The organism is Asanoa sp. NPDC049475, assembly GCF_040676915.1.
Taxonomy (GTDB): Bacteria; Actinomycetota; Actinomycetes; order Mycobacteriales; family Micromonosporaceae; genus Asanoa.
This window is the reverse complement of record NZ_JBFAPY010000009.1, coordinates 365,715-385,105: the sequence shown is the minus strand read 5'-3', so window position 1 is coordinate 385,105 and position 19,391 is coordinate 365,715. Positions and strand designations below refer to the sequence as shown.

16 protein-coding genes and 1 rRNA gene are annotated in these 19,391 nt (G+C 74.4%); 14 read left to right on the top strand and 3 right to left on the bottom strand.

The features are described from left to right. The 3 genes from rrf to AB0J88_RS33880 all read left to right on the top strand — a co-directional run. Positions 1-94: ribosomal RNA gene (rrf, locus tag AB0J88_RS33890) — 5S ribosomal RNA — on the top strand; the annotation flags it as partial. Positions 95-1,672: 1,578 nt separating this feature from the next. Next, positions 1,673-2,725, top strand: coding sequence for a hypothetical protein (locus AB0J88_RS33885; protein WP_364361304.1), 1,053 nt, complete (start codon positions 1,673-1,675; stop codon positions 2,723-2,725). Next, a complete protein-coding gene (locus tag AB0J88_RS33880; RefSeq protein WP_364361292.1) occupies positions 2,722-3,723 on the top strand; it encodes an HAD-IIA family hydrolase in 1,002 nt (333 codons plus the stop codon). Before AB0J88_RS33885 ends, AB0J88_RS33880 begins: the two co-directional genes overlap by 4 nt. Here the strand turns inward: AB0J88_RS33880 and AB0J88_RS33875 are convergent. Further along, on the bottom strand, positions 3,720-4,055 hold the full coding sequence (locus tag AB0J88_RS33875; protein ID WP_364361290.1) for an alkyl sulfatase C-terminal domain-containing protein: 336 nt from the start codon (positions 4,053-4,055) through the stop codon (positions 3,720-3,722). The genes AB0J88_RS33880 and AB0J88_RS33875 overlap by 4 nt on opposite strands. A gap of 135 nt (positions 4,056-4,190) precedes the next feature. On the opposite strand from AB0J88_RS33875, the gene AB0J88_RS33870 reads away from it, so the two are divergent. From AB0J88_RS33870 to AB0J88_RS33855, 4 genes are read left to right on the top strand one after another with little or no spacing between them, the layout of a single operon-like run. Next, the gene (locus AB0J88_RS33870) at positions 4,191-4,847 is read left to right on the top strand and encodes a hypothetical protein (RefSeq protein ID WP_364361288.1); all 657 of its coding nucleotides are present in this window, start codon (positions 4,191-4,193) and stop codon (positions 4,845-4,847) included. 23 nt (positions 4,848-4,870) lie between these two features. Then, entirely contained in the window at positions 4,871-5,068 is a 198-nt protein-coding gene (locus AB0J88_RS33865) for a hypothetical protein (protein WP_364361302.1), read from the top strand. 12 nt (positions 5,069-5,080) lie between these two features. After that, entirely contained in the window at positions 5,081-5,896 is an 816-nt protein-coding gene (locus tag AB0J88_RS33860) for a TlyA family RNA methyltransferase (protein WP_364361286.1), read from the top strand. Then, entirely contained in the window at positions 5,893-6,780 is an 888-nt protein-coding gene (locus AB0J88_RS33855) for an NAD kinase (RefSeq protein WP_364361284.1), read from the top strand. The genes AB0J88_RS33860 and AB0J88_RS33855 overlap by 4 nt, the downstream gene beginning before the upstream one ends. Here the strand turns inward: AB0J88_RS33855 and AB0J88_RS33850 are convergent. Both AB0J88_RS33850 and AB0J88_RS33845 read right to left on the bottom strand, forming a co-directional pair. Continuing rightward, the gene (locus tag AB0J88_RS33850) at positions 6,777-8,201 is read right to left on the bottom strand and encodes a glycosyltransferase (protein ID WP_364361283.1); all 1,425 of its coding nucleotides are present in this window, start codon (positions 8,199-8,201) and stop codon (positions 6,777-6,779) included. The two genes, AB0J88_RS33855 and AB0J88_RS33850, sit on opposite strands and share 4 nt — an antisense overlap. Further along, positions 8,198-9,238 (bottom strand): glycosyltransferase family 2 protein, encoded by a 1,041-nt coding sequence (locus AB0J88_RS33845; RefSeq protein WP_364361281.1) that lies wholly within the window; start codon positions 9,236-9,238, stop codon positions 8,198-8,200. The genes AB0J88_RS33850 and AB0J88_RS33845 overlap by 4 nt, the downstream gene beginning before the upstream one ends. Before the next feature lie 165 nt (positions 9,239-9,403). On the opposite strand from AB0J88_RS33845, the gene recN reads away from it, so the two are divergent. The 7 genes from recN to AB0J88_RS33810 all read left to right on the top strand — a co-directional run bounded on the left by recN (position 9,404) and on the right by AB0J88_RS33810 (position 19,385). Beyond that, positions 9,404-11,110 (top strand): DNA repair protein RecN, encoded by a 1,707-nt coding sequence (gene recN, locus AB0J88_RS33840; RefSeq protein WP_364361279.1) that lies wholly within the window; start codon positions 9,404-9,406, stop codon positions 11,108-11,110. 200 nt (positions 11,111-11,310) lie between these two features. After that, positions 11,311-12,492, top strand: a complete 1,182-nt coding sequence (gene steA, locus AB0J88_RS33835; protein ID WP_364361277.1) for a putative cytokinetic ring protein SteA — start codon at positions 11,311-11,313, stop codon at positions 12,490-12,492. 38 nt (positions 12,493-12,530) lie between these two features. Next, a complete protein-coding gene (locus AB0J88_RS33830; RefSeq protein ID WP_364361275.1) occupies positions 12,531-13,478 on the top strand; it encodes a copper transporter in 948 nt (315 codons plus the stop codon). Next, complete coding sequence (locus AB0J88_RS33825) at positions 13,475-14,308, top strand: hypothetical protein (RefSeq protein ID WP_364361273.1); 834 nt, start codon at positions 13,475-13,477, stop codon at positions 14,306-14,308. The genes AB0J88_RS33830 and AB0J88_RS33825 overlap by 4 nt, the downstream gene beginning before the upstream one ends. Before the next feature lie 4 nt (positions 14,309-14,312). Further along, positions 14,313-15,929: a lipid II flippase MurJ gene (locus AB0J88_RS33820; protein ID WP_364361271.1), complete on the top strand. Its 1,617-nt coding sequence runs from the start codon at positions 14,313-14,315 to the stop codon at positions 15,927-15,929. A 202-nt stretch (positions 15,930-16,131) separates the two neighbouring features. Beyond that, complete coding sequence (locus AB0J88_RS33815; RefSeq protein WP_364361269.1) at positions 16,132-17,244, top strand: glycosyltransferase family 4 protein; 1,113 nt, start codon at positions 16,132-16,134, stop codon at positions 17,242-17,244. After that, on the top strand, positions 17,241-19,385 hold the full coding sequence (locus tag AB0J88_RS33810) for a hypothetical protein (protein WP_364361267.1): 2,145 nt from the start codon (positions 17,241-17,243) through the stop codon (positions 19,383-19,385). The genes AB0J88_RS33815 and AB0J88_RS33810 overlap by 4 nt, the downstream gene beginning before the upstream one ends. Positions 19,386-19,391: the final 6 nt, after the last annotated feature.

Below are 19,391 nucleotides of genomic sequence, written 5' to 3'. Positions count from 1 at the left end.
AACGCCCGGTCACATTCCGAACCCGGAAGCTAAGCCCTCCAGCGCCGATGGTACTGCACCCGGGAGGGTGTGGGAGAGTAGGACACCGCCGGACAATCATTCCAGTCAAGGGCCGACCCATAGGGGCGGCCCTTGACTGCATGTGCCGGCCAATCCGGCATCAGGAAGGATGTACCCCGTGAGTGCAGACCAGGGCGGCGACGCCCCTCGCGACCGCCGCGACGACGACCGCGGCGGCGAGGGCCGTTCCCGTGACCACGGCGACCGGGGTAACCGCGACGACCGCGGTTCGCGTCCGCGCCGTGACGGAGACCGGCCGCAGGGTGACCGGGGCGGCTACCGCGGTGGATCCCGCGACGGCGGCTCCGGACGCGGCGGCTACGGCGATCGAGGTGGCTCCGGCGACCGGGGCGCCGGCGGGGGCCGTGGCTACGGCAGCCGTGACGACCGTGGCGGTGACCGTGGTGGCTTCCGCTCGGGTCCTCCGCGAGACGACCGTGGCGGTTTCCGTTCTGGTTCGCGTGACGACCGCGGTGGTGACCGGGGCGGCTACCGCTCTGGCCCGCCGCGTGACGGGGACCGGCCCTACCGCGACCGCGACGACCGTGGCGGCTTCCGCTCGGGTCCGCGTGACGACCGTGGCGGTGACCGCGGTGGCTTCCGGTCCGGACCGCGTGACGACCGCGGTGGCTTCCGCCCCCGCGACGACCGTGGCGGCTTCCGCTCGGGTCCGCGTGACGACCGCGGTGGTGACCGTGGTGGCTACCGGTCTGGCCCGCCGCGTGACGGGGACCGGCCCTACCGCGACCGCGACGACCGTGGCGGCTTCCGGTCCGGTCCGCGTGACGACCGTGGCGGCTTCCGCTCGGGTCCGCGTGACGACCGTGGCGGTGACCGTGGTGGCTTCCGCCCGCGCGACGACCGCGGCGGCGACCGTGGTGGCTTCCGCTCGGGTCCTCCGCGTGACGGTGACCGCGGCGGCTTCCGCCCCCGCGACGACCGGGGTGGCGACCGTCCGTCGTACCGCGACCGCGACGACCGCGGCGGCGACCGTGGCGGGTTCCGTTCCGGCCCGCGTGAGGGCGACCGGGGCGGCTACCGCTCGGGTCCGCCGCGCGAGGGTGACCGGGGTGGCCGTTCCTACGGCGACCGCGACAACCGTGGCTTCCGCCCGCGGGACGACCGTGGTGGCGACCGTCCGTCGTACCGCGACCGTGACGACCGTGGCGGCGACCGCCCGTTCCGTGGCCGCGACGAGGGCTTCCGGCCCGGCCAGCGGGGCGACCGGGACGACCGGGGTGGCTTCCGCTCCGGCCCTGGTCAGCGCGGCGGTGACCGCCCCTCCTACCGGGATCGCGACGACCGTGGCGGCTTCCGCTCGGGTCCGCGCGACGACCGGGGTGGTGACCGGGGTGGCTTCCGCCCCCGCGAGGACCGAGGCGGCTTCCGGGACCGCGACGACCGCGGCTTCCGCAGCGACCGTGGATCCCGCGACGACCGTGGACCCCGCGACGACCGTGGACCCCGGGACGACCGTGGACCGCGCGACGAGGCACGCGACGAGCGGCCGTCGACGGCCGGCCCGTCGATCCCCGAGGACATCACCTCGGCGGACCTCGACAAGGACGTTCGCGCCGAGCTGCTCGGGCTCAACCGCCCGGTGGCCGAGGTCGTGGCCCGGCACCTGGTGGCGACCGGCCGGCTGATCGACGAGGACCCGGAGGAGGCGCTGGCGCACGCGCTGGCCGCCCGCCGGCTCGCCTCGCGGATCGCGGCGGTGCGCGAGGCGGTCGGACTGGCCGCGTACCACGCCGGTGAGTGGCAGACCGCGATCGGTGAGCTGCGTACGTACCACCGGATGACCGGGCGTCAGGACCACCTGGCCGTGCTCGCGGACTGCGAGCGCGCGCTCGGCCGTCCGGAGCGGGCGATCGACCTTTACCGGGGTGCCGACCGGTCCGCGCTGGCCGCGGCCGACGCCGTCGAGCTGCTCATCGTGGCGGCCGGCGCGCGCGGCGACCTCGGCCAGAAGGACGCCGCCGTCGCGATGCTCCAGGTTCGCGAGCTCACCAGCGGTTCGGAGGAGCCGTGGGCCGGGCGCCTGCGGTACGCCTACGCCGACGCGCTGCTGGCCGCCGACCGGCGGGACGAGGCACGCGAGTGGTTCGCCCGTGCCGCCGAAGTCGACCAGGACAGCGAGACCGACGCGGCCGAGCGCCTGCTGGAGCTCGACGGCGTCACGATCGAGGGCGACGAGCAGGACGACGACGAACCCGACGCCGCCCTCGCCGACGACGACGCCGCGGACGAGGACGCGATCCTCGACGACGGCGACGCGGAGGACGCCGCGGACGAGGACGACGAGGACGACGAGGACCAGGACGACGACCTCGAGCTCGACTCAGAAGGCCTCGCCGCCGACGACGCCGCGGTGGACTCCGACGTCGACGTCGACGACGAGGACGAGGACGACGACGACCTCCCCGCGACGGTCGCCGGCGACCAGTCGGTCGGCTCGGTTTCCGGCGGCCTGCCGCAGGAGACAGCGGACGACGACGTGCCGGGCGACGAGGACGAGGACGAGACCGTCGAGGTCGACGCCGAGGGCCAGCCGGACGAGGAGGTCCCCGTCGACGCCGAGATCGACGCGGACCCGGACGCCGACCTCGACGCCGACGACCGCAAGGTCCTTCCCGAGATCGACGACACCGACGACAAGCGATGACCTTGTCGCCGCCGGCGTCGGGCCGGCTCGCGGACGCGTACGACCTCGTGATCTTTGATCTCGACGGGGTCATCTACCTGTCCGACAAGGCCGTGCCCGGCGCGGTGGACGCGGTGCGGCGCCTGCACGAGCAGGGCCGGTCGATCGCGTACGCGACGAACAACGCCAGCCGGCGCGCGCGCGAGGTTGCCGACCTGCTCCGTGGCCTGGGCGTCCCGGCCGAGGCCGAAGAGGTGCTGACCTCGGCCGCGGCCGCCGCCCGGCGCCTGGCGGATCGGCTCGACAGCGGGGCGCGCGTGCTGGTCGTGGGGGCCGAGGCGCTCCGCCAGGAGGTCTTCGACTGTGGCCTGACGCCGGTCAGCAGTGCCGACGACCAGCCGGTGGCGGTGGTACAGGGCTACGGCCGGGAGGTCGGCTGGGTGATCCTGGCCGAGGCCGCCCTGGCCGTACGCGCCGGCGCGCTCTGGATCGCGACCAACACCGACCGCACGCTGCCCAGCCCGCGTGGCCCGCTGCCCGGCAACGGCTCACTGGTGGCCGTGCTGCGCACCGCGCTCGACCGCGAGCCCGACGAGGTGATCGGCAAGCCCGAGGCGGTGCTCTTCGAGGAGGCCGTCAAGCGCGAGGCCGCCAGCCGTCCGGTGGTGGTCGGCGACCGGCTCGACACCGACATCGAGGGCGCGGTCCGGGCCGGGCTGGACAGCCTGCTCGTGCTCACCGGCGTCAGCCAGCCGCGCGACCTGGTCGCGGCGCCGCCGGAGCGCCGGCCCACGTACGTCGCCACGGACCTGGCCGGGCTCTTCGACGACGTGGAGACGCTGGCGATCACCGGCGAGGGCACCGGCTGGCGGGTCACGGACGGCCGGCTGGAGGGCCACGGCGATTCGATGGCCGCTTTGCGCACCATCTGCGCGGCCGCCTGGGCCGGCACGGACGTCACCGGGCTCCAAGGTGCGACCGACGAGGCCGCCGCGAAGCTGCGAGAGCTGGGGCTCTAGAGGAGCTTGCGCAGCTTGAGCAGGTCGAACGGATTGGCCTTGATGCGCATCTGACCGCCGGCCAGGGCGCGGGCGAAGTCGAGGTCGCCGCGGACCAGCGCCAGGAAGTCGTCGCTCTTCAGCGTCAGCGCGATCTTCGCCTTGGGGTCGTCGCCGTCGGTGATGTCGACCAGCAGCCCGTTGTGCAGCCGGCCGTGGAACGCGGCGCCCAGGTCGGTCAGCCGACAGGCCACGGTGCGCTCGAGATCCAGCCGGCTCTGCGCGTCGGCATTGCCGGCGAGCCTTGCCGCGAGCTCGTGCATCGCGTCCCGACATTCGTCAACGGTGGCCAAACCCCTGCTCCCCTCGCGCCACGTGATCTCCGGGCACGGTACCGCACAAGGCCGACATAGGCGCCCGGTAGCGTGGAGCCGAAGCCTGGTGATTTCCAGCTGGGCACAGACCCCGAGCCGGAGAGGACGCAGACGATGCAGGACGCGTGGCGGGCATACCTGGAGCTGGCCCTGGGCGCTACGGAGACGTCGCGCAAGAAGGCCGAGAAGGTCGCCCGCAAGCTCGTCGGCAAGGGCGGCGCCACCGCGGCACAGCTGACCGCCATCGCCGAGGAGATGGTCACCACCAGCGCGGCCAACCGCGAGGCGCTCGTCAAGTTGATCCGCTTCGAGATCGACAAGACGCTCGGCCGGGTGGGCCTGGCCACGGCGGAGGAGGTCGCCGACCTCAACACGCGGGTACGCGACCTCGAGGTCGAGCTCCGCGCCGAGCGCGCCCGTGCCGACGCCGCCGAGGCGATCGCCGACGCGCCGGCCCCGGCGAAGAGCGCCCCGGCCAAGAGCGCCCCGGCCAAGGCAGCCCCGACCAAGATCGCCCCAAGCAAGAAGGCGGCGGTCACGGCGCCCGCGAAGGCCGCGGCCGCGAAGAAGACAGCCGCCAAGAAGGTCGCGGCCAAGAAGACCGCCGCGACGACGAACGACGCGACCACTGACACCGCGACGACCGACACCGCGACGGCGAACGCGACGGACACCTCGGCCAAGAAGACCACGGCGAAGAAGGCCGTCGCGAAGAAGACCGCGGCGAAGAAGACGACCGCGCCGGCCAAGAAGGCGGGTGGTGCCTCGTGACCGCTCCCGTGCCGAACCCCGGGATGTTCGCCCGGGTCGCCCCGCCGCAGCCGGTCGAGCTCACGCCGCCGGCCGACGGCATGTCGGGTCACCCGGCCGTCGACGCCGCGATCCGGTCGATGACCAACGCGGCCGAGCTGTCGCCGGCCGACCAGATCGCCGAGTACGAGGCGGCCTACCGCACCCTGCGGGAGACCCTCGCCACCATCGACCAGGCCTGAGCCACACTGGCCATGGCCCGTCGAAACCGACTCGACACCGAGCTGGTCCGGCGCAAGCTGGCCCGCTCCCGGGAGCAGGCCGCCGAGCTGGTCGAGGCCGGCCGGGTGAAGGTCCGCGGTGTGGTCGCGCACAAGGCCGCCGCGATGGTCGACCCGGCCGACGCGGTGCTGGTCACCGGCGACGACCCGACCTACGTGTCCCGCGGCGCGCACAAGCTGCTCGGCGCGCTGGCCGGCTTCAGCGGCCTCACCGTCAGCGGCCGGCGGTGCCTCGACGCCGGCGCGTCGACCGGCGGCTTCACCGAGGTGCTGCTGCGCGCCGGTGCGGCCGAGGTGGTGGCGGTCGACGTCGGCTACGGCCAGCTCGCCTGGTCGCTACGCACCGACGAGCGGGTGCGGGTCTTCGAGCGCACCAACGTACGTACCCTCGAACCCGACCAGATCGGTGGTCCGGTGTCGTTGACCGTCGCGGACCTCTCGTTCATCTCGTTGCGGCTGGTGCTGCCGGCCCTGGCGGCCTGCACTGAGCCCGACGGCGACCTGGCGCTGATGGTCAAGCCGCAGTTCGAGGTCGGCAAGGAGCGGGTCGGCGCCGGCGGCGTGGTCCGCGAGCCGGAGCTACGGGCCGAAGCGGTGCTCGACGTGGCCGCGGCCGCCGCCGGGCTCGGCCTGGGCGTGGCCGGCGTGGTCGCCAGCCCGCTGCCCGGCCCGAGCGGCAACGTCGAGTTCTTCGTCTGGTTCCGGCGCGACGCGCCACCCGCCGTCCCGGACGAGGTGCGTGCGATCGTCGCCGCCGGTCCGACGGCAGTCCGCGAGGAGACAGCATGAGCCGGGTTGCGCTCCTGGTGACCCACACCGGGCGGCGGCGGAGCACCGAGCACGCCCGTACGGTGGCCAATGACCTGATCCGGGCCGGCTTCGAGGTGCGGGTGGTCGCCGACGAGGTCGACGACCTCGAGGTGCCGGGTGTGGTGCCGCGCAGCGACATCGACGCCGCCGACGGCGCCGAGATCGTGTTCGCGCTCGGCGGCGACGGCACGTTCCTGCGCGCCGCGGAGCTCGCCCGCCCGGCGAAGGCACCGCTGCTGGGCATCAACCTCGGCAAGGTCGGCTTCCTGGCCGAGGCCGAGATCGACGACATCGACCAGGCGGTACGCGACGTCGTCAACCGTGACTACACGGTGGACGAGCGGCTCACCCTCGACGTGCGGGCGGAGCTCACGCCCGGCGGCCAGGTGGTCGAGTCGTGGGCGCTCAACGAGATCAGCGTCGAGAAGGGGCAACGGGCGCAGATGCTCGAGCTGCTGGTCGACGTCGACGGCCGGCCGCTGTCCCGCTACGGCTGCGACGGCGTGGTCTGTGCGACGCCCACGGGCTCGACCGCGTACGCGTTCTCCGCCGGTGGCCCGGTCGTCTGGCCCGAGGTCGAGGCCCTGCTGCTGGTGCCGATCAGCGCCCACGCCCTGTTCAGCAAGCCGCTGGTGACGGCGCCCACGTCGACGTTCACCATCACCGTCGACCCGTTCACCAACCTCGCGGTGCTGTGCTGCGACGGCCGTCGCGTCTACGACCTGCCGCCCGGCGCCCAGATCAGCGTCCAGCGGGGCACGCTGCCGGTGCGCATCGTCCGGCTGCGCCCGCGCCCGTTCACGGACCGCCTGGTGGCCAAGTTCGGCCTGCCCGTCGACGGCTGGCGCGGCGCGAAGATCTAGGCGAGGGCGTCCGGCGGGATGGCCGGCCAGGTGGTCGACGCGTTGCGCAGGAAGTAGTCCTCGCCCGGATCCCAGGTGTGCCCGGTGGCCCGCCGGTGGTAGACGTAGCCGAGCGGGTGCGTGCGGTAGATGGTGCCGCCCGCCCGGACCAGCCGCTGGATCAGGCCGAGGTCGACCGAGCGCGGCACCGGCCGCCAGCCGCCGACCGCCTCGAGGTCGCCCTTGGCCATCAGCATCGTGCCGCCGGAGACCATCTCGCCGAACGCCTCCGGCACGCCCGAGCGACGGCGCAGAACGGTCCCGCGGTCCTCCAGGAAGACGAGCTCGCTGCCCTTGCCCACTAGCGTCGCGCCGGAGTAGTGCCGGGCCAGCACCAGATCCCAGACGTGCTCGGGGCCGTAGGTGTCGTCGTCGTCCACTTTGGTCACCAGCGTGCCGGCGGCGCGCGCGGTGGCCAGCCCGAGGACCGTGCCGAAGCTGGTCTCGCCAGGCACCTCCAGGATCTGGTGGGGCCGCCCGGCCAGGGCCTCGGACAGGTCCGCCGGCGCGGGCACGCCGTGCAGGCAGACCACGATCTCGAGCCGGGGGTACGTCTGAGCGGCGAGCATCGCGAGCACCGGCCCGAGCAGCTCGGGGCGGCGGGTGGCGAGGATGGCGGTGACGGCCGGTGGCTCGCCCAGCCCGGCCGCGTGGTGGCGCAGGGCCGCCCGGCGCTGCCGCACGCTGCGCGCCTCGACCGCGAGGGCGTCCGGCGCCGGCGGCGGCTCGTCGAGGACGGCGAGCAGCTCGGGTGCCAGCGCGGCCCGGACCGGCACGGGCACGGCGGACGCGTCGACCAGCACGCCGGTCGCGCACAGCGCGGCGAGCGCGGCCGGCCCGATGCGTGCCCCGACGCCGGCCGCGCCGGCGCCGCGCAGCCGCGCGAGGGTCCGGGCGTCGAAGGTGGGGGAGTCGAGCACCAGCCGGGGCGCTTCGGGCCGGTAGGCGGCCGGACGCCGGCCACGGGGGTTGATCCGGGTGGCGTCGAACCGCACCGGATCGGCGACCACCGGGGCCGACCGGGGCCACGGGTCGTTCGGTGCGAGCGCGGTCAGCGCGGTGCGGATCGCGTCACCGATCGGCACCGGCCGGGCGTAGCGCAGCGAGACGACCGCCGAGCCGCGGCGCAGGTGCGGCCGGGCGACCCGGTGCCGGACGAGGTGCCGGGCCGGGGCCACCGGTGCCGACCACGGTGTGTGCCGCCAGTACGCGACCAGCACGCGGACCCGGGTGGCGGGTTCGGCGGCGAACGGGCCGGCCGCGATGTCGCGGAGCTGGTCGACGGAGCCGGCGACGACGAGGGCGGTGGTGCCGAGCCGGACCACCCGGGCGCCGACGGCGTCGGCGAGCCGTAATGCGGAGCTCCGCGCCGCGGAGATCAACCGGCGATCCGGGCGCGCTGCGGTGGCGCGGACGCGACGGGCGCGGGCCGGCGGTTGCCGGAGAGCCGCTTGCGCACGTTCCAGGCGGCCATCAGGCCCTCGTAGAGGTTGTAGGCACCCGCGGCGACCAGACGCTGCTTGACGCCCTCGTTGCCGCCCGGCATCGGGACGCCGGTGGCCGGCTCGTGCCGGCGGTACTGGGCGCTCACCCGTAGAAAATACGCCCGCCGGCGGCTGCGCGCGATTCTTTGCTCATGTCCGAGGACCTGGAGGCAGTGCCAGATCATCCGGCGGAAGACGGCGGGGCGGGCGGCGGCGTACCGGTCGGGGTCCGCGTCCATGAACGCGAACACCCGGTCCCATTGGAGGAAGACGTCGAAGTGCCGGTCGTCGACGGTGCGGGTGATCTGCCGGTCGCGCTGACGGTAGGCGTAGCAGTCCCGGTCCAGCAGCACGATCCGCTCGGCGGCGAGCAGGGCGGGCAGCACGAACGCGACGTCCTCGTACCAGCCGGTCGGGAAGGTCACCGGCAGCGCCGAGCGGCGGAAGATCTTGGTGCAGGCCAGCCAGAGGTGCTCGACCAGGCGGGGCGCGGTGGCCAGCGTGACGGGGCGGTCGGTGCGCACGTCGGCCTCGACGCCGGGCAGGTGCGTCTCGACGCGGCCGTCGGTGTAGACCCGGCTGTAGCCGAGGACGAGCACGTCCGGGTCGGTGGCGCGCAGCCGCTGGGAGGCGGCCTCGATGCTGCCTGCCGGCAGCCAGTCGTCGCTGTCGACGAACCAGACGAACTCGCCGGTCGCGGCGGCGACGCCGGCGTTGCGGGCGGCGCCCAGCCCGGAGTTCCGGGCCATGGTGACCACGCGCAGGCGGTCGTCGCGGGCCGCGTAGCCGGCGAGGATCGCGGCGCACCCGTCGTCGGAGGCGTCGTCGACGGCGACCACCTCGAGGTCACCGGGCTGCCCGAGCACCGAGTCCAGACAGTCCGCGAGGTAGGCCTCCACCCGGTAGACCGGGATGACGACGCTGATCAGAGCCATAACGACAGAGCATCGGCAACCAGCCCGGCCCAGCCGTGAGCGCCAGACGAACGCCGGGTGACGAACCGGCTGCCAAACGGTTTACCGGCATAGTGTGCTACCACTTTCGGCGACAAGCCGGCGTGGCTGGTCAACTGTCGGACCCCGCTACTACTGTCGTGTCCTGTGCTGGAAGAGTTGCGGATAACCGGGCTCGGGGTCATCGACGACACGACGCTGCCCCTGGCGGGCGGCATGAACGTCATCACCGGCGAGACCGGCGCCGGCAAGACCATGGTGGTCACGGGTCTTGGGCTGCTCTTCGGTGGGCGGGCCGACGCCGGCCGGGTGCGCGCCGACCCAGGACGCGCGCTGGTCGAGGGTCGACTGCGGCTCCGTGGCCAGGTCGCGACCACCGTCCACACCCGCGTCGGTGACGCCGGTGCCGAGCCCGACGACGACGGTTCGCTGCTGCTCAGCCGCACCGTGACCGCCGAGGGCCGCTCGCGTGCCCATGTCGGTGGGCGATCGATGCCCGTGGCCACCCTGTCCGAGATCGGCGAGCAGGTGGTCGCCGTGCACGGCCAGTCCGACCAGCTGCGGCTGCTGCGCCCGGCCGAGCAGCGCGCCGCGCTCGACCGGTTCGCGGGCGCCGACCACGAGAAGCTGCTCGGGCAGATGCGCGAGACCTACACCCGCTGGCGCGCGGTGGCCGACGACCTGGCCGACCGCCGCCGCAACGCCCGCGAGCGCAACCAGGAGGCCGACCTGCTCCGGCTCGGCCTCGACGAGATCACCCGCGTCGACCCGCAGCCGGGCGAGGACGACGACCTCAAGGCCGAGGCGCAGCGGCTCGAGCACGCCGAGGGGCTGCGGGTGGCCGCGATCGCCGCCTACCAGGCGGTCGCCGGCGACGGGGCCGACGAGGCGCCGCACGCCACCGGGCTGCTGGGCGCGGCCAAGCGGTCGCTGGAGGGCCAGGCCGGCGTCGACGCCAAGCTGGGTGACCTCGCGGTGCGGCTCGACGAGGCGGCCACGCTGATCGGTGACGTGACCGCGGAGCTGTCCTCCTATCTCGACAGCCTCGACGCCGACCCCGACCGGCTTCAGACGATCTACGAGCGGCGGGCCGAGCTGCGGGCGCTGACCCGCAAATACGCCGACGACGTCGACGGTGTGATCGCGTGGGCCGACCGCGCCCGGGGCCGGCTGGGCGAGCTGGACACGTCCGACGACCTGCTCGACGAGCTCGACCGCGAGCGGCAGCGCCTCGAAGACGAGGTGACGGCCCTGGCCGGCAAGGTCACCGCCGCCCGCAAGGAGGCCGCCGGCCGGTTCTCCGAGCAGGTCAGCGTCGAGCTGGCCGGCCTCGCGATGCCGCACTCCAGGGTGGAGGTGGCGGTGCTGGAGGCGAGCGCCGTGACCGCCGAGGGCGCCGACGACGTCGAGCTCCGGCTGTTGGCCCACCCCGGCGCGCCCAGCCTGCCGCTGCAGAAGGGCGCCTCCGGCGGTGAGCTGTCCCGGGTGATGCTGGCGATCGAGGTGGTCTTCGCCGGCGCCGGCGGCCCACCCACGCTGGTCTTCGACGAGGTCGACGCGGGGGTCGGCGGGCGGGCCGCGGTCGAGATCGGCCGCCGGCTGGCCCGGCTGGCCCGCACCCACCAGGTGTTGGTCGTGACCCACCTGCCCCAGGTGGCCGCTTTCGCCGACCGGCACCTGGTCGTCGCCAAGGACACCGGCGGGGCCGTGACCACCAGCGGGGTGCGGGTCGTCGAGGACACCGAGCGGGCCAGGGAGCTTGCCCGCATGCTCGCGGGTTTGCCGGACTCCGATCTGGGTATCGCGCACGCGGAGGAACTGCTCGCGGTAGCGGCCCGGGAACGGCGAGGTTAACGCCGGGTCGCACACCATGGGTGGGCGGACACGACCACAGAAGGGCAAGGTGTGACGGGGGCCACCGCCGCGAGTGGCGCCCGCATGGTTCGCTAGAGAGCCGGCACAAGCCTGGTAACACCACGCGTGCCATAGCTAGCACCCCTGCTCAGGCATGTCGCGACCGCTATTCGTTCGCCGGACATGCCAGGATGGTCACGATGCGTCTACCCACCTTGCGCCGGACCCGGAGCGCCGAACCGGGCACAATCACCGGCACCGCGCGCCTCGACCGCCGGACCAAGCGTCTGGTCGGCCGGTTGCGCCCGGGCGATGTCGCCGTGATCGACCACGTCGACCTTGACCGGGTGGCCGCCGACTCGCTGGTCGCGGTCGGAGTCACCGCGGTGCTCAACGCCAAGCCGTCGATCTCTGGCCGTTACCCCAACCTGGGGCCCGAGGTGCTGGTCAAGGCCGGCATACCCCTGGTCGACGACCTCGGTGAGAGCGTCTTCCAGTCGCTGCGCGAGGGCGAGACCGTCCGGATCGACGGCAACACCCTGCTCGTCAACGGCGAGCCGATCGCGCACGGCACCCGCCAGGACACCGAGACCGTCGCCAAGGCCATGGCCGACGCCCGTGAAGGGCTGTCCGTGCAGCTCGAGGCGTTCGCCGCCAACACGATGGAATACCTCAAGCAGGAGCGCGACCTCCTGCTCGACGGCGTCGGGGTTCCCGATGTCGAGACCACCATCGCCGGGCGTCATTGCCTGATCGTGGTGCGGGGCTACGAGTACAAGGACGATCTCGACGTGCTCCGGCCTTACATCCGGGAGTTCAAGCCGGTCCTGATCGGGGTCGACGGCGGCGCCGACGCGCTGGTCGAGGCGGGCTACACCCCCGACATGATCATCGGCGACATGGACTCCGTCACCGACGACGTGCTGCGCTGCGGCGCCGAGGTGATCGTCCACGCCTACCCGGACGGGCGCGCGCCCGGCCTGGCCCGGGTGCACCAGCTCGGGCTCTCCGCGCTGACCTTCCCGGCCGCCGCGACCAGCGAAGACGTCGCGATGCTGCTGGCCGACGAGAAGGGCGCCACGCTCATAGTGGCGGTCGGCACTCACAACAACCTGGTCGAGTTCCTCGACAAGGGGCGCGGCGGGATGGCGTCCACGTTCCTCACCCGCCTCAAGGTCGGTGGCAAGGTGGTCGACGCCAAGGGCGTCAGCCGCCTCTACCGGCAGAGCATCTCCGGCTCCTCGCTGCTGTTGTTGGTGCTCAGCGCCCTTTCCGCCATGGCCTCGGCCGTCGCCGTCTCGACGGTGGGCAAGGCCTATCTCGGTGTGCTTTCCGAGTGGTGGAACAATTTGGTCTTCCAACTGGGACAGCTCTTCAGCTAAGGGCGGGGCGTGCCCGACCGAATCAGAAGGCAAACAGCGTGATCAATTTCCGGTACCACGTGGTGTCACTCACCGCGGTGTTCCTGGCACTGGCCATCGGGCTGGTCGTCGGCACCGCGGCGCTCAACGGCCCGGTGGCCGACTCGCTCAACGAGCGCGTCTCGGGGCTGCGCAAGGACAACACCCAGCTACGGGACCAGGTCTCCAGCCTTCAGGAAGAGCTCAAGAGCGAGGAGGACTTCGCCGCCGAGATGGCGCAGGTCGCCCTCCCGGGCCGGCTGACCGGCCGCAAGGTCCTGATGGTCACCCTCCCCAGCGGCCGCGACCAGGCCGACGCGGTGCGCTCGATGCTGACCACGGCAGGCGCGACGATCACCGGCCGGATCGAGATGCAGGACTCGTTCTTCATCCCCGGCAACGCGGAGGAGCTGCTCTACCTCGCGTCGTCGGCCGCGCAGCCGAACATCTCGACCACCGGCCTGCCGAGCAACAGCGACGGGGTGGAGACCGCGAGCGCGCTGCTGGCCAGCGCCGTCCTCGACCGCACGCAGGGCACGCCGCCGGCCGCCGCCGAGATCACGGCGCTGCTGACCGCGTACGAGAAGGCCAAGTACATCAGCTACGCGGACGCCGGCAAGGACAAGGTGACCGAGCAGGCGCAGGCCGTGGTGATCGTGACCGGGCTGCCCTACGTCGACAAGGATTCGGTGCAGAAGGACCAGGCCGTCGTGACGATGGTCAGCCAGTTCGACAAGCAGGGCTCTGTGGTCGTGGCCGGCAACGGCGCCACCGACGGCAACGTGATCGCCGCGATCCGCGGCGACGGTGCCCTGGTCAAGTCGATCAGCACCATCGACAACACCAACACCACGCAGGGTCAGGTCGTCGCCGCGCTGGCCACCGCCGAGATGATCAACCAGAACAAGGCCGGCCAGTACGGCCTGGGTGCCGGCGCCGCCTCGATGATGCCCCAGCAGCCGCAATGAGCCGCCGCCGTTCGTTGGCCCTGGCCACCGCCGGCGCGCTGATCGCGCGGGCAGCGCTGCGCGGCCTGCGCGGTGCCGAGACACTCCAGCGCACCAACTTCCGCGGTCACACGGTCACCCTGGCCGCCGGCCCGGCGCTCGCCGTGGGTGCCGCGACCAGCGCCGCGGCCGGCGCCGGCAGTGCGCCCGCCGCCGGCGCGGCCCTGGTCGCGGGCCTCGGCTCGGGCGCGGTCGGCTTCTACGACGACCTCGTCGGCGGACGACCCGAGCATCAGGCCAAGGGCTTCAAGGGCCACCTGGGCGCCCTCAAGGAGGGCCGGGTGACGAGCGGCCTGGTCAAGATCGCCGGTGTCGGCGCGGCGGCCCTCGCGGCCAGCGCGCTGCTCGCCGCCGACCGGCGCGGCCGTGGCCGCGGCCGCCTGGGCACGGCGGTCGACGTCGCGCTCGGCGCCGGCGTCATCGCCGGCACCGCCAACCTGTTCAACCTGCTCGACCTGCGCCCCGGCCGGGCGATCAAGGCCGGTGCCGTGGTCGCCGCGCCGCTCGCCGCCGGCCCCGGCCACGGTCTGGTCGCCGGGCCGCTCGGTGCGGCCGCCGGCATCCTCCCGGACGACCTCGGCGAAGAGGTCATGCTCGGCGACGCCGGCGCCAACGCGTTCGGCGCCCTGCTCGGCGTGGCGCTGGCCGCCCGCACCGGTCCGGTCGGCCGCGCGGCGCTGCTCGCCGGCCTGGCCGGGTTGACCGCCGCCAGCGAGCGGGTCAGCTTCACCCAGGTCATTGCCCGCACCCCGGTGCTGCGCGAGCTAGACGCGCTCGGACGGCGCCCCTGACGACGTGAGCGCGTCCACCCCTCCCAGCACCGCCGTACCCCCTCCGGTACCCGGCCCGCGCGTCGCGCGGGCCGCCGGCCTGATCGGCGGGCTCACCGTGCTCAGCCGGGTCGCCGGCTTCGGGCGTACCGCCGTGCTCGGCTGGTTCGTCGGTTCGACCGTGCTCGGCACGGCCTACGTCACCGCGAACACGGTGCCCAACATCATCTTCGAGATCGTCGCGGGCGGCGCGCTCGCGGCCCTGGTCGTGCCCCTGCTGGCCGGGGCGGTCTCGGCCGGCGACCGGCGCACGGAGGCCGGCACGGTCGCGGCGCTGCTCACCTGGACGCTCACGGCGCTCGTGCCGCTGGCGGTCGCGGTCGTGCTGCTGGCCGGCCCGATCATCGACGGGCTGACCGGCGATCTCTCGCCTCCGGCCCGGGACGCCGGCGTGCTGATGCTGCGGATCTTCGCGCCACAGCTTCCGCTGTACGGGATCGGCGTCGTGCTCACCGGCGTGCTCCAGGCACACCGCCGGTTCGCCTGGCCGGTGCTCGCCCCGCTGCTGTCCAGCGTGGTGGTCGCGGCGACCTACGGCCTGTTCGCGGCCGTCGAGGGCGTGCGGGCCGACGTGCCACAGGTCGGCGTCGGTGGCCAGCTCATCCTGGCGGTCGGCACCACGCTCGGCGTCGTGGTGCTCTCGCTCTGCCTGCTGATCCCGGTCCGCGGCCTGGGCCTGTCGTGGCGCCCGACCTGGCGGTTCCCGGCCGGCGCCGGCCGGCACGCGAGCCGGCTCGCCGGCGCCGGGGTGCTGACCGTGGGCCTCCAGCAGGTCGCGGTGGTCGTCACGCTGCGGCTGGCCAACCAAGGCCCCGAGGGCGCCGCGGTGGTGTTCACCGTCGCGCAGGCGGTCTACCTGCTGCCCTGGGCGATCCTGGCGGTCCCCGTGGCGACCGCCGTCTACCCGGCCCTGGCGACCGCGCACAGCACCGGCGACCACCCGGGCTACCGCGACCGGCTCGCCCCGGCCGCCCGCGGTGTGCTGCTGCTGAGCTGCCTCGGCGCCGCCGCCCTGGCCGCCGTCGCCGAGCCGGTCGGCGGGTTCTTCGCGCTGGGCGGATTGCCGGCCGCGGTCGCCGGTTTCGCGCCGGGCCTCGTCGGGTACGGCCTGTTCGCCATCTTCAGCCGCGCCCTCTACGCCCGTGGCCTGCCCAGGCCGGCCGCGATCGCCACCGCCATCGGATGGGTGACGGTCTCGGTCGCGGCGTTCGCGCTGGCGGCCGGGTTCGACAAGGACGACCGGCTGCTGGCCCTGACCCTGGCCAACTCGGTCGGCATGCTCGTGCTGGGAGTCCTGCTGACGCTGGCGGTGCACCGTCGGGCGGGGAGCGCGGCCCTGGCCGGCTTCGGCCGCGCGCTGGTGGTCGGCCTGACGGCCGGCGCGGCGGCGGCGGCCGCGGGCTGGGCGGTGGCCGACGCGCTGAGCGGGGGACAGGCGACGAGCAAGCCGACCGCGCTGTGGCACGGCATCGTCGCGGGCATCGTGGTGGTGCTGGTGTTCGGCGCGGTGGCGTACCCACTGGACCGGCACGACGTGCGCCCGGGGGTGGCGGCGGTCCGGCGCAGACTGGCCCGGCGCTGACGAGGGTCCACGTCGTACCCGGTCATCGGCATCACGGACAATGAACGGCGGGCGGACGACGAATGACCGAAGACCGACAGCGATCGGGTCGTCCCGGCTGCATCGGCACCGGCGACGGCCGCCGTCCCGATAGCATCGCCGCACGAGCCGGGGCGGCCCCGCCGGGCCGGCTCGTGGCGCACACGGGGGAGGGAGTGGGGGCGTGACCGACGCCGAACGGGGGCACCGCTGGACCGGCGCCGTCTGCCTGGTGCTGGCCTCCAGCACCGGCGGCGTGGGCCAGCACGTCACCTCCGTCGTCCGTGGCCTGAGCGCGGCCGGCGCGACCGTGACCGTCGCCGGCCCGGCCGCCACCGAGGAGCAGTTCCGCTTCACCGCCGCCGGAGCCCGGTTCGTCCCCGTCGAGATCCCGCCCAACCCGACGATCAACGACCGCCGGGCGATCGGCGCCCTGCGCGCGGCGCTGGCCGGCGAGGTCGACATCGTCCACGCGCACGGCCTGCGGGCGGGGCTGGTCGCCGTGCTGGCCAAGCCGCGCCAACCGCTGGTGGTCACCTGGCACAACGCGGTCCTGGCCCGCCGGCTGCGCGGCTACGCGTCGCGGTTCGCCGAGCGGGTGGTGGCCCGCAACGCCGACGTCTGCCTCGGCGCCTCCGAGGACCTGGTCGACCGGGCCCGGGCGCTCGGAGCCCGCGACGCCCGGCTCGCCCCGGTCGCCGCTCCCGAGCTTCCCGAGCCGCGTCGCGGCCGGGCGGCCGTCCGCGCCGAGTTCGGCCTGCACCGCGACCAGGCGGTGGTGCTCTCCGTCGGCCGCCTGCACCCGCAGAAGCGCTACGACGTGCTCGTCGAGGCGGCCGCCACCTGGCGCGACATCCGGCCCGTGCCGGCGGTGCTGGTCGCCGGCTCCGGCCCCGCCTACCTGCCGCTGGCGGCCCTCATCTCGGCCACCCACGCCCCGGTCACCCTGCTCGGCCATCGCGGCGACGTCGCCGACCTGCTCGAGGCGGCCGACGTGGCCGTGGTCACCAGCGACTGGGAGGCCCGCCAGCTCTTCGCCCAGGAGGCCCTGCGGGCCGGCGTCCCCCTCGTCGCCACCGCCGTCGGCGGGCTGCCCGACCTGGTCGGCGATGCGGCGGTGCTGGTCCCACCGGGTAACGTCGCGGCCGTGTCGGAAGCCGTCCGGGCCCTGCTGGGTGACGAGACCAGGCGCGCCGAATACCGGGCGCGCGGGTTCCAGCGTGCCAAGACCTGGCCGACCGAGGACGCCACGGTGACCCAGCTCGAGGAGATCTACGCCGAACTCGTGCCGACATGATCCGGCGGCTCGTTCCGTACCTCCTCGTGGTGTTGTCCCTGGCCGGCGGGCTGGCCGCGCTGTCGATCCGGCCGGCCACCGCGGAGGCCAGGCGCTCCGCCGACTACGTGGTGCTGGTGGGCATCCCGGGACTGCGCTGGGAAGACGTCACCGAGCGCGGCACTCCCAACCTGTGGCGGCTGGCCGAGCACGGGTCGATCGGTTCGCTGTCGGTGCGCTCGGCGCTCAAGCCGACGTGCCCGGTCGACGGCTGGCTGACCCTCGGGGCCGGCAACTTCGCCGGCTGGCGCCGCAGCACCAACGTCACCGCGGCCTGCCCGCCGCTCACCGTCGACGTGCAGCGCCCGGACGGCATCGGCGCGTTCCTGCCCGACCTGGACCGGCAGGCGGTGCAGTACAACCAGCGCTCGCAGACCTGGGGCGCCGTGCCGGGCGCGCTGCCCGAGTCGGTGCGCTGCACGGCCGCCGTCGGGCCGGGCGCCGCGGTCGCCGCCGCGCGGCCGTACGGCCGGGTCGACACCTACGAGCCCGTGCTGCCCGACGATCCCCGCAAGCTGCTCAGCGGGTGCACGCTCAGCATGGTCGACCTGGGCGCGGTCAGCGGCGACGACCCGGCGGTGCGGCAGACCGCCGCCGCGCGGGCCGACGCCCTGCTGGCCCGGGTGCTCGCCGCCCGGCCCGAGAACTCGCTCGTGATGGTCGCCGGCCTGGCCGACACCGACCAGTCGAGCCGGCTGCACGTGGCGATCGCCGACGGCCCGGGCTGGGACGGCGGCTGGCTGACCTCGCCGAGCACCGGCCGCGACGGCTACATCCAGCTCGTCGACCTGGCGCCGACCGCGCTGACCACGCTCAACCGGCCGCTGCCCGAGAAGCGGTTCGTCGGCCAGCCCGCGACCTCGGTCGCCGGCCGGCCCGAGCGGCTGCCCGACGCGGTGACCTTCCCCGCCGACGCCGACCGGGAGGCGGGCGCCCAGCGGTCGGTCGCGACCTGGTTCTTCGGCGTGCTCGCCGCGGTGCAGCTGGTGCTGGCGATCATCGTGGTGCCGCTGTTGCGGCGGGCCAGGCGGCACGTCGGTGACGAGCAGTCGGTGCGCAAACCCATCACCGACACCATGGAGATCCTGCTGCTCGCGTCCGCGCTGGCGATCCCCGCGGCCTTGGTCGCGGACCTGGTGCCGTGGTGGCGGGGCGGGCAGCCGGGTTACCTGTTCGCCGCGGTGCTGGTGTTCGTGCTGGCGGTCGGCACCGTCGCGGTCCGGCTGGCGCCGGCCTTCCGACACACGCTGGGGCCGGTCGCGATGGTGGTGACGATCGCCGGCGCGGTGGTCGGCCTCGACCTGCTCACCGGCGCCCGGCTCCAGCTCAACGGTGTGGCCGGCTACTCGGTCCTCGACGGCAACCGCTACGCGGGCGTCGGCACGGTCGGTCTGGGGGTCTTCCTCACCGGCGTCCTGCTCGGCGCCGGCGTGCTCGCCCAGCGCTTCAGCAAGTCGTGGCGGCCGCTCGTGGTGGCCGTGGTCGGCGGCGTGGGCGTCTTCCTCGTGGGCAGCCCCTATCTCGGCTCGGACCCGATCGGCGCCGTGGCGCTGACCGCCGGCGTGTGCATCGCCACCGCGCTCAGCACCGGCGGCTGGCTCACCCTGGGCCGCCTGGCCGGTGCGTCGGTGGCCGGCGTAGCCGTGACCTCGGTGTTCGCCTGGATCGAGGTGCGCGGCCCGGCGGCCGAGCGCGGCAGCCTCGGCCGGTTCGTGGAGGCCCTCGGCGACGGCACCGGCGGCACCACGCTGCAACGCGCGAGCAAGGCCAACCTCGACGCCCTGGCCGGCAGCCCCCTGACCCTGCTGGCCCTGGTGGGCGCCGCGCTGCTCTGGTTGGCCCTCCTGCGCGACTGGGGCGGGCTGCGCCGGGCGTACGGGCTGTATCCGGCCGTCCGGGCCGGAGCGGTCGGCATCGGCGTCGCGGTGGTGCTCGGCGGCCTGCTCGGCGGGACGGCCCTGGACCTGGCCGGAGCGGCCGCGGCGGTGGTCGCTCCGATGGCGGCACTGACCGCCCTACGTGTGCTCGATCACGCGAGCGACTTCACGAGGCCGGCCGAGCCGGCCCTGGAGGTCGACGCGGAGGGTGTCGGCGCGGCATGACCGCGA

Bases quoted from the DNA above. Each gene is read 5' to 3' on its own strand.
- AB0J88_RS33870 (WP_364361288.1), top strand. From the start codon at position 4,191: ATGCAGGACGCGTGGCGGGCATACCTGGAGCTGGCCCTGGGCGCTACG.
- AB0J88_RS33860 (WP_364361286.1), top strand. From the start codon at position 5,081: ATGGCCCGTCGAAACCGACTCGACACCGAGCTGGTCCGGCGCAAGCTG.
- AB0J88_RS33865 (WP_364361302.1), top strand. From the start codon at position 4,871: ATGTTCGCCCGGGTCGCCCCGCCGCAGCCGGTCGAGCTCACGCCGCCG.
- AB0J88_RS33825 (WP_364361273.1), top strand. From the start codon at position 13,475: ATGAGCCGCCGCCGTTCGTTGGCCCTGGCCACCGCCGGCGCGCTGATC.
- steA (WP_364361277.1), top strand. From the start codon at position 11,311: ATGCGTCTACCCACCTTGCGCCGGACCCGGAGCGCCGAACCGGGCACA.
- AB0J88_RS33810 (WP_364361267.1), top strand. From the start codon at position 17,241: ATGATCCGGCGGCTCGTTCCGTACCTCCTCGTGGTGTTGTCCCTGGCC.
- AB0J88_RS33845 (WP_364361281.1), bottom strand. From the start codon at position 9,238: ATGGCTCTGATCAGCGTCGTCATCCCGGTCTACCGGGTGGAGGCCTAC.
- AB0J88_RS33855 (WP_364361284.1), top strand. From the start codon at position 5,893: ATGAGCCGGGTTGCGCTCCTGGTGACCCACACCGGGCGGCGGCGGAGC.
- AB0J88_RS33880 (WP_364361292.1), top strand. From the start codon at position 2,722: ATGACCTTGTCGCCGCCGGCGTCGGGCCGGCTCGCGGACGCGTACGAC.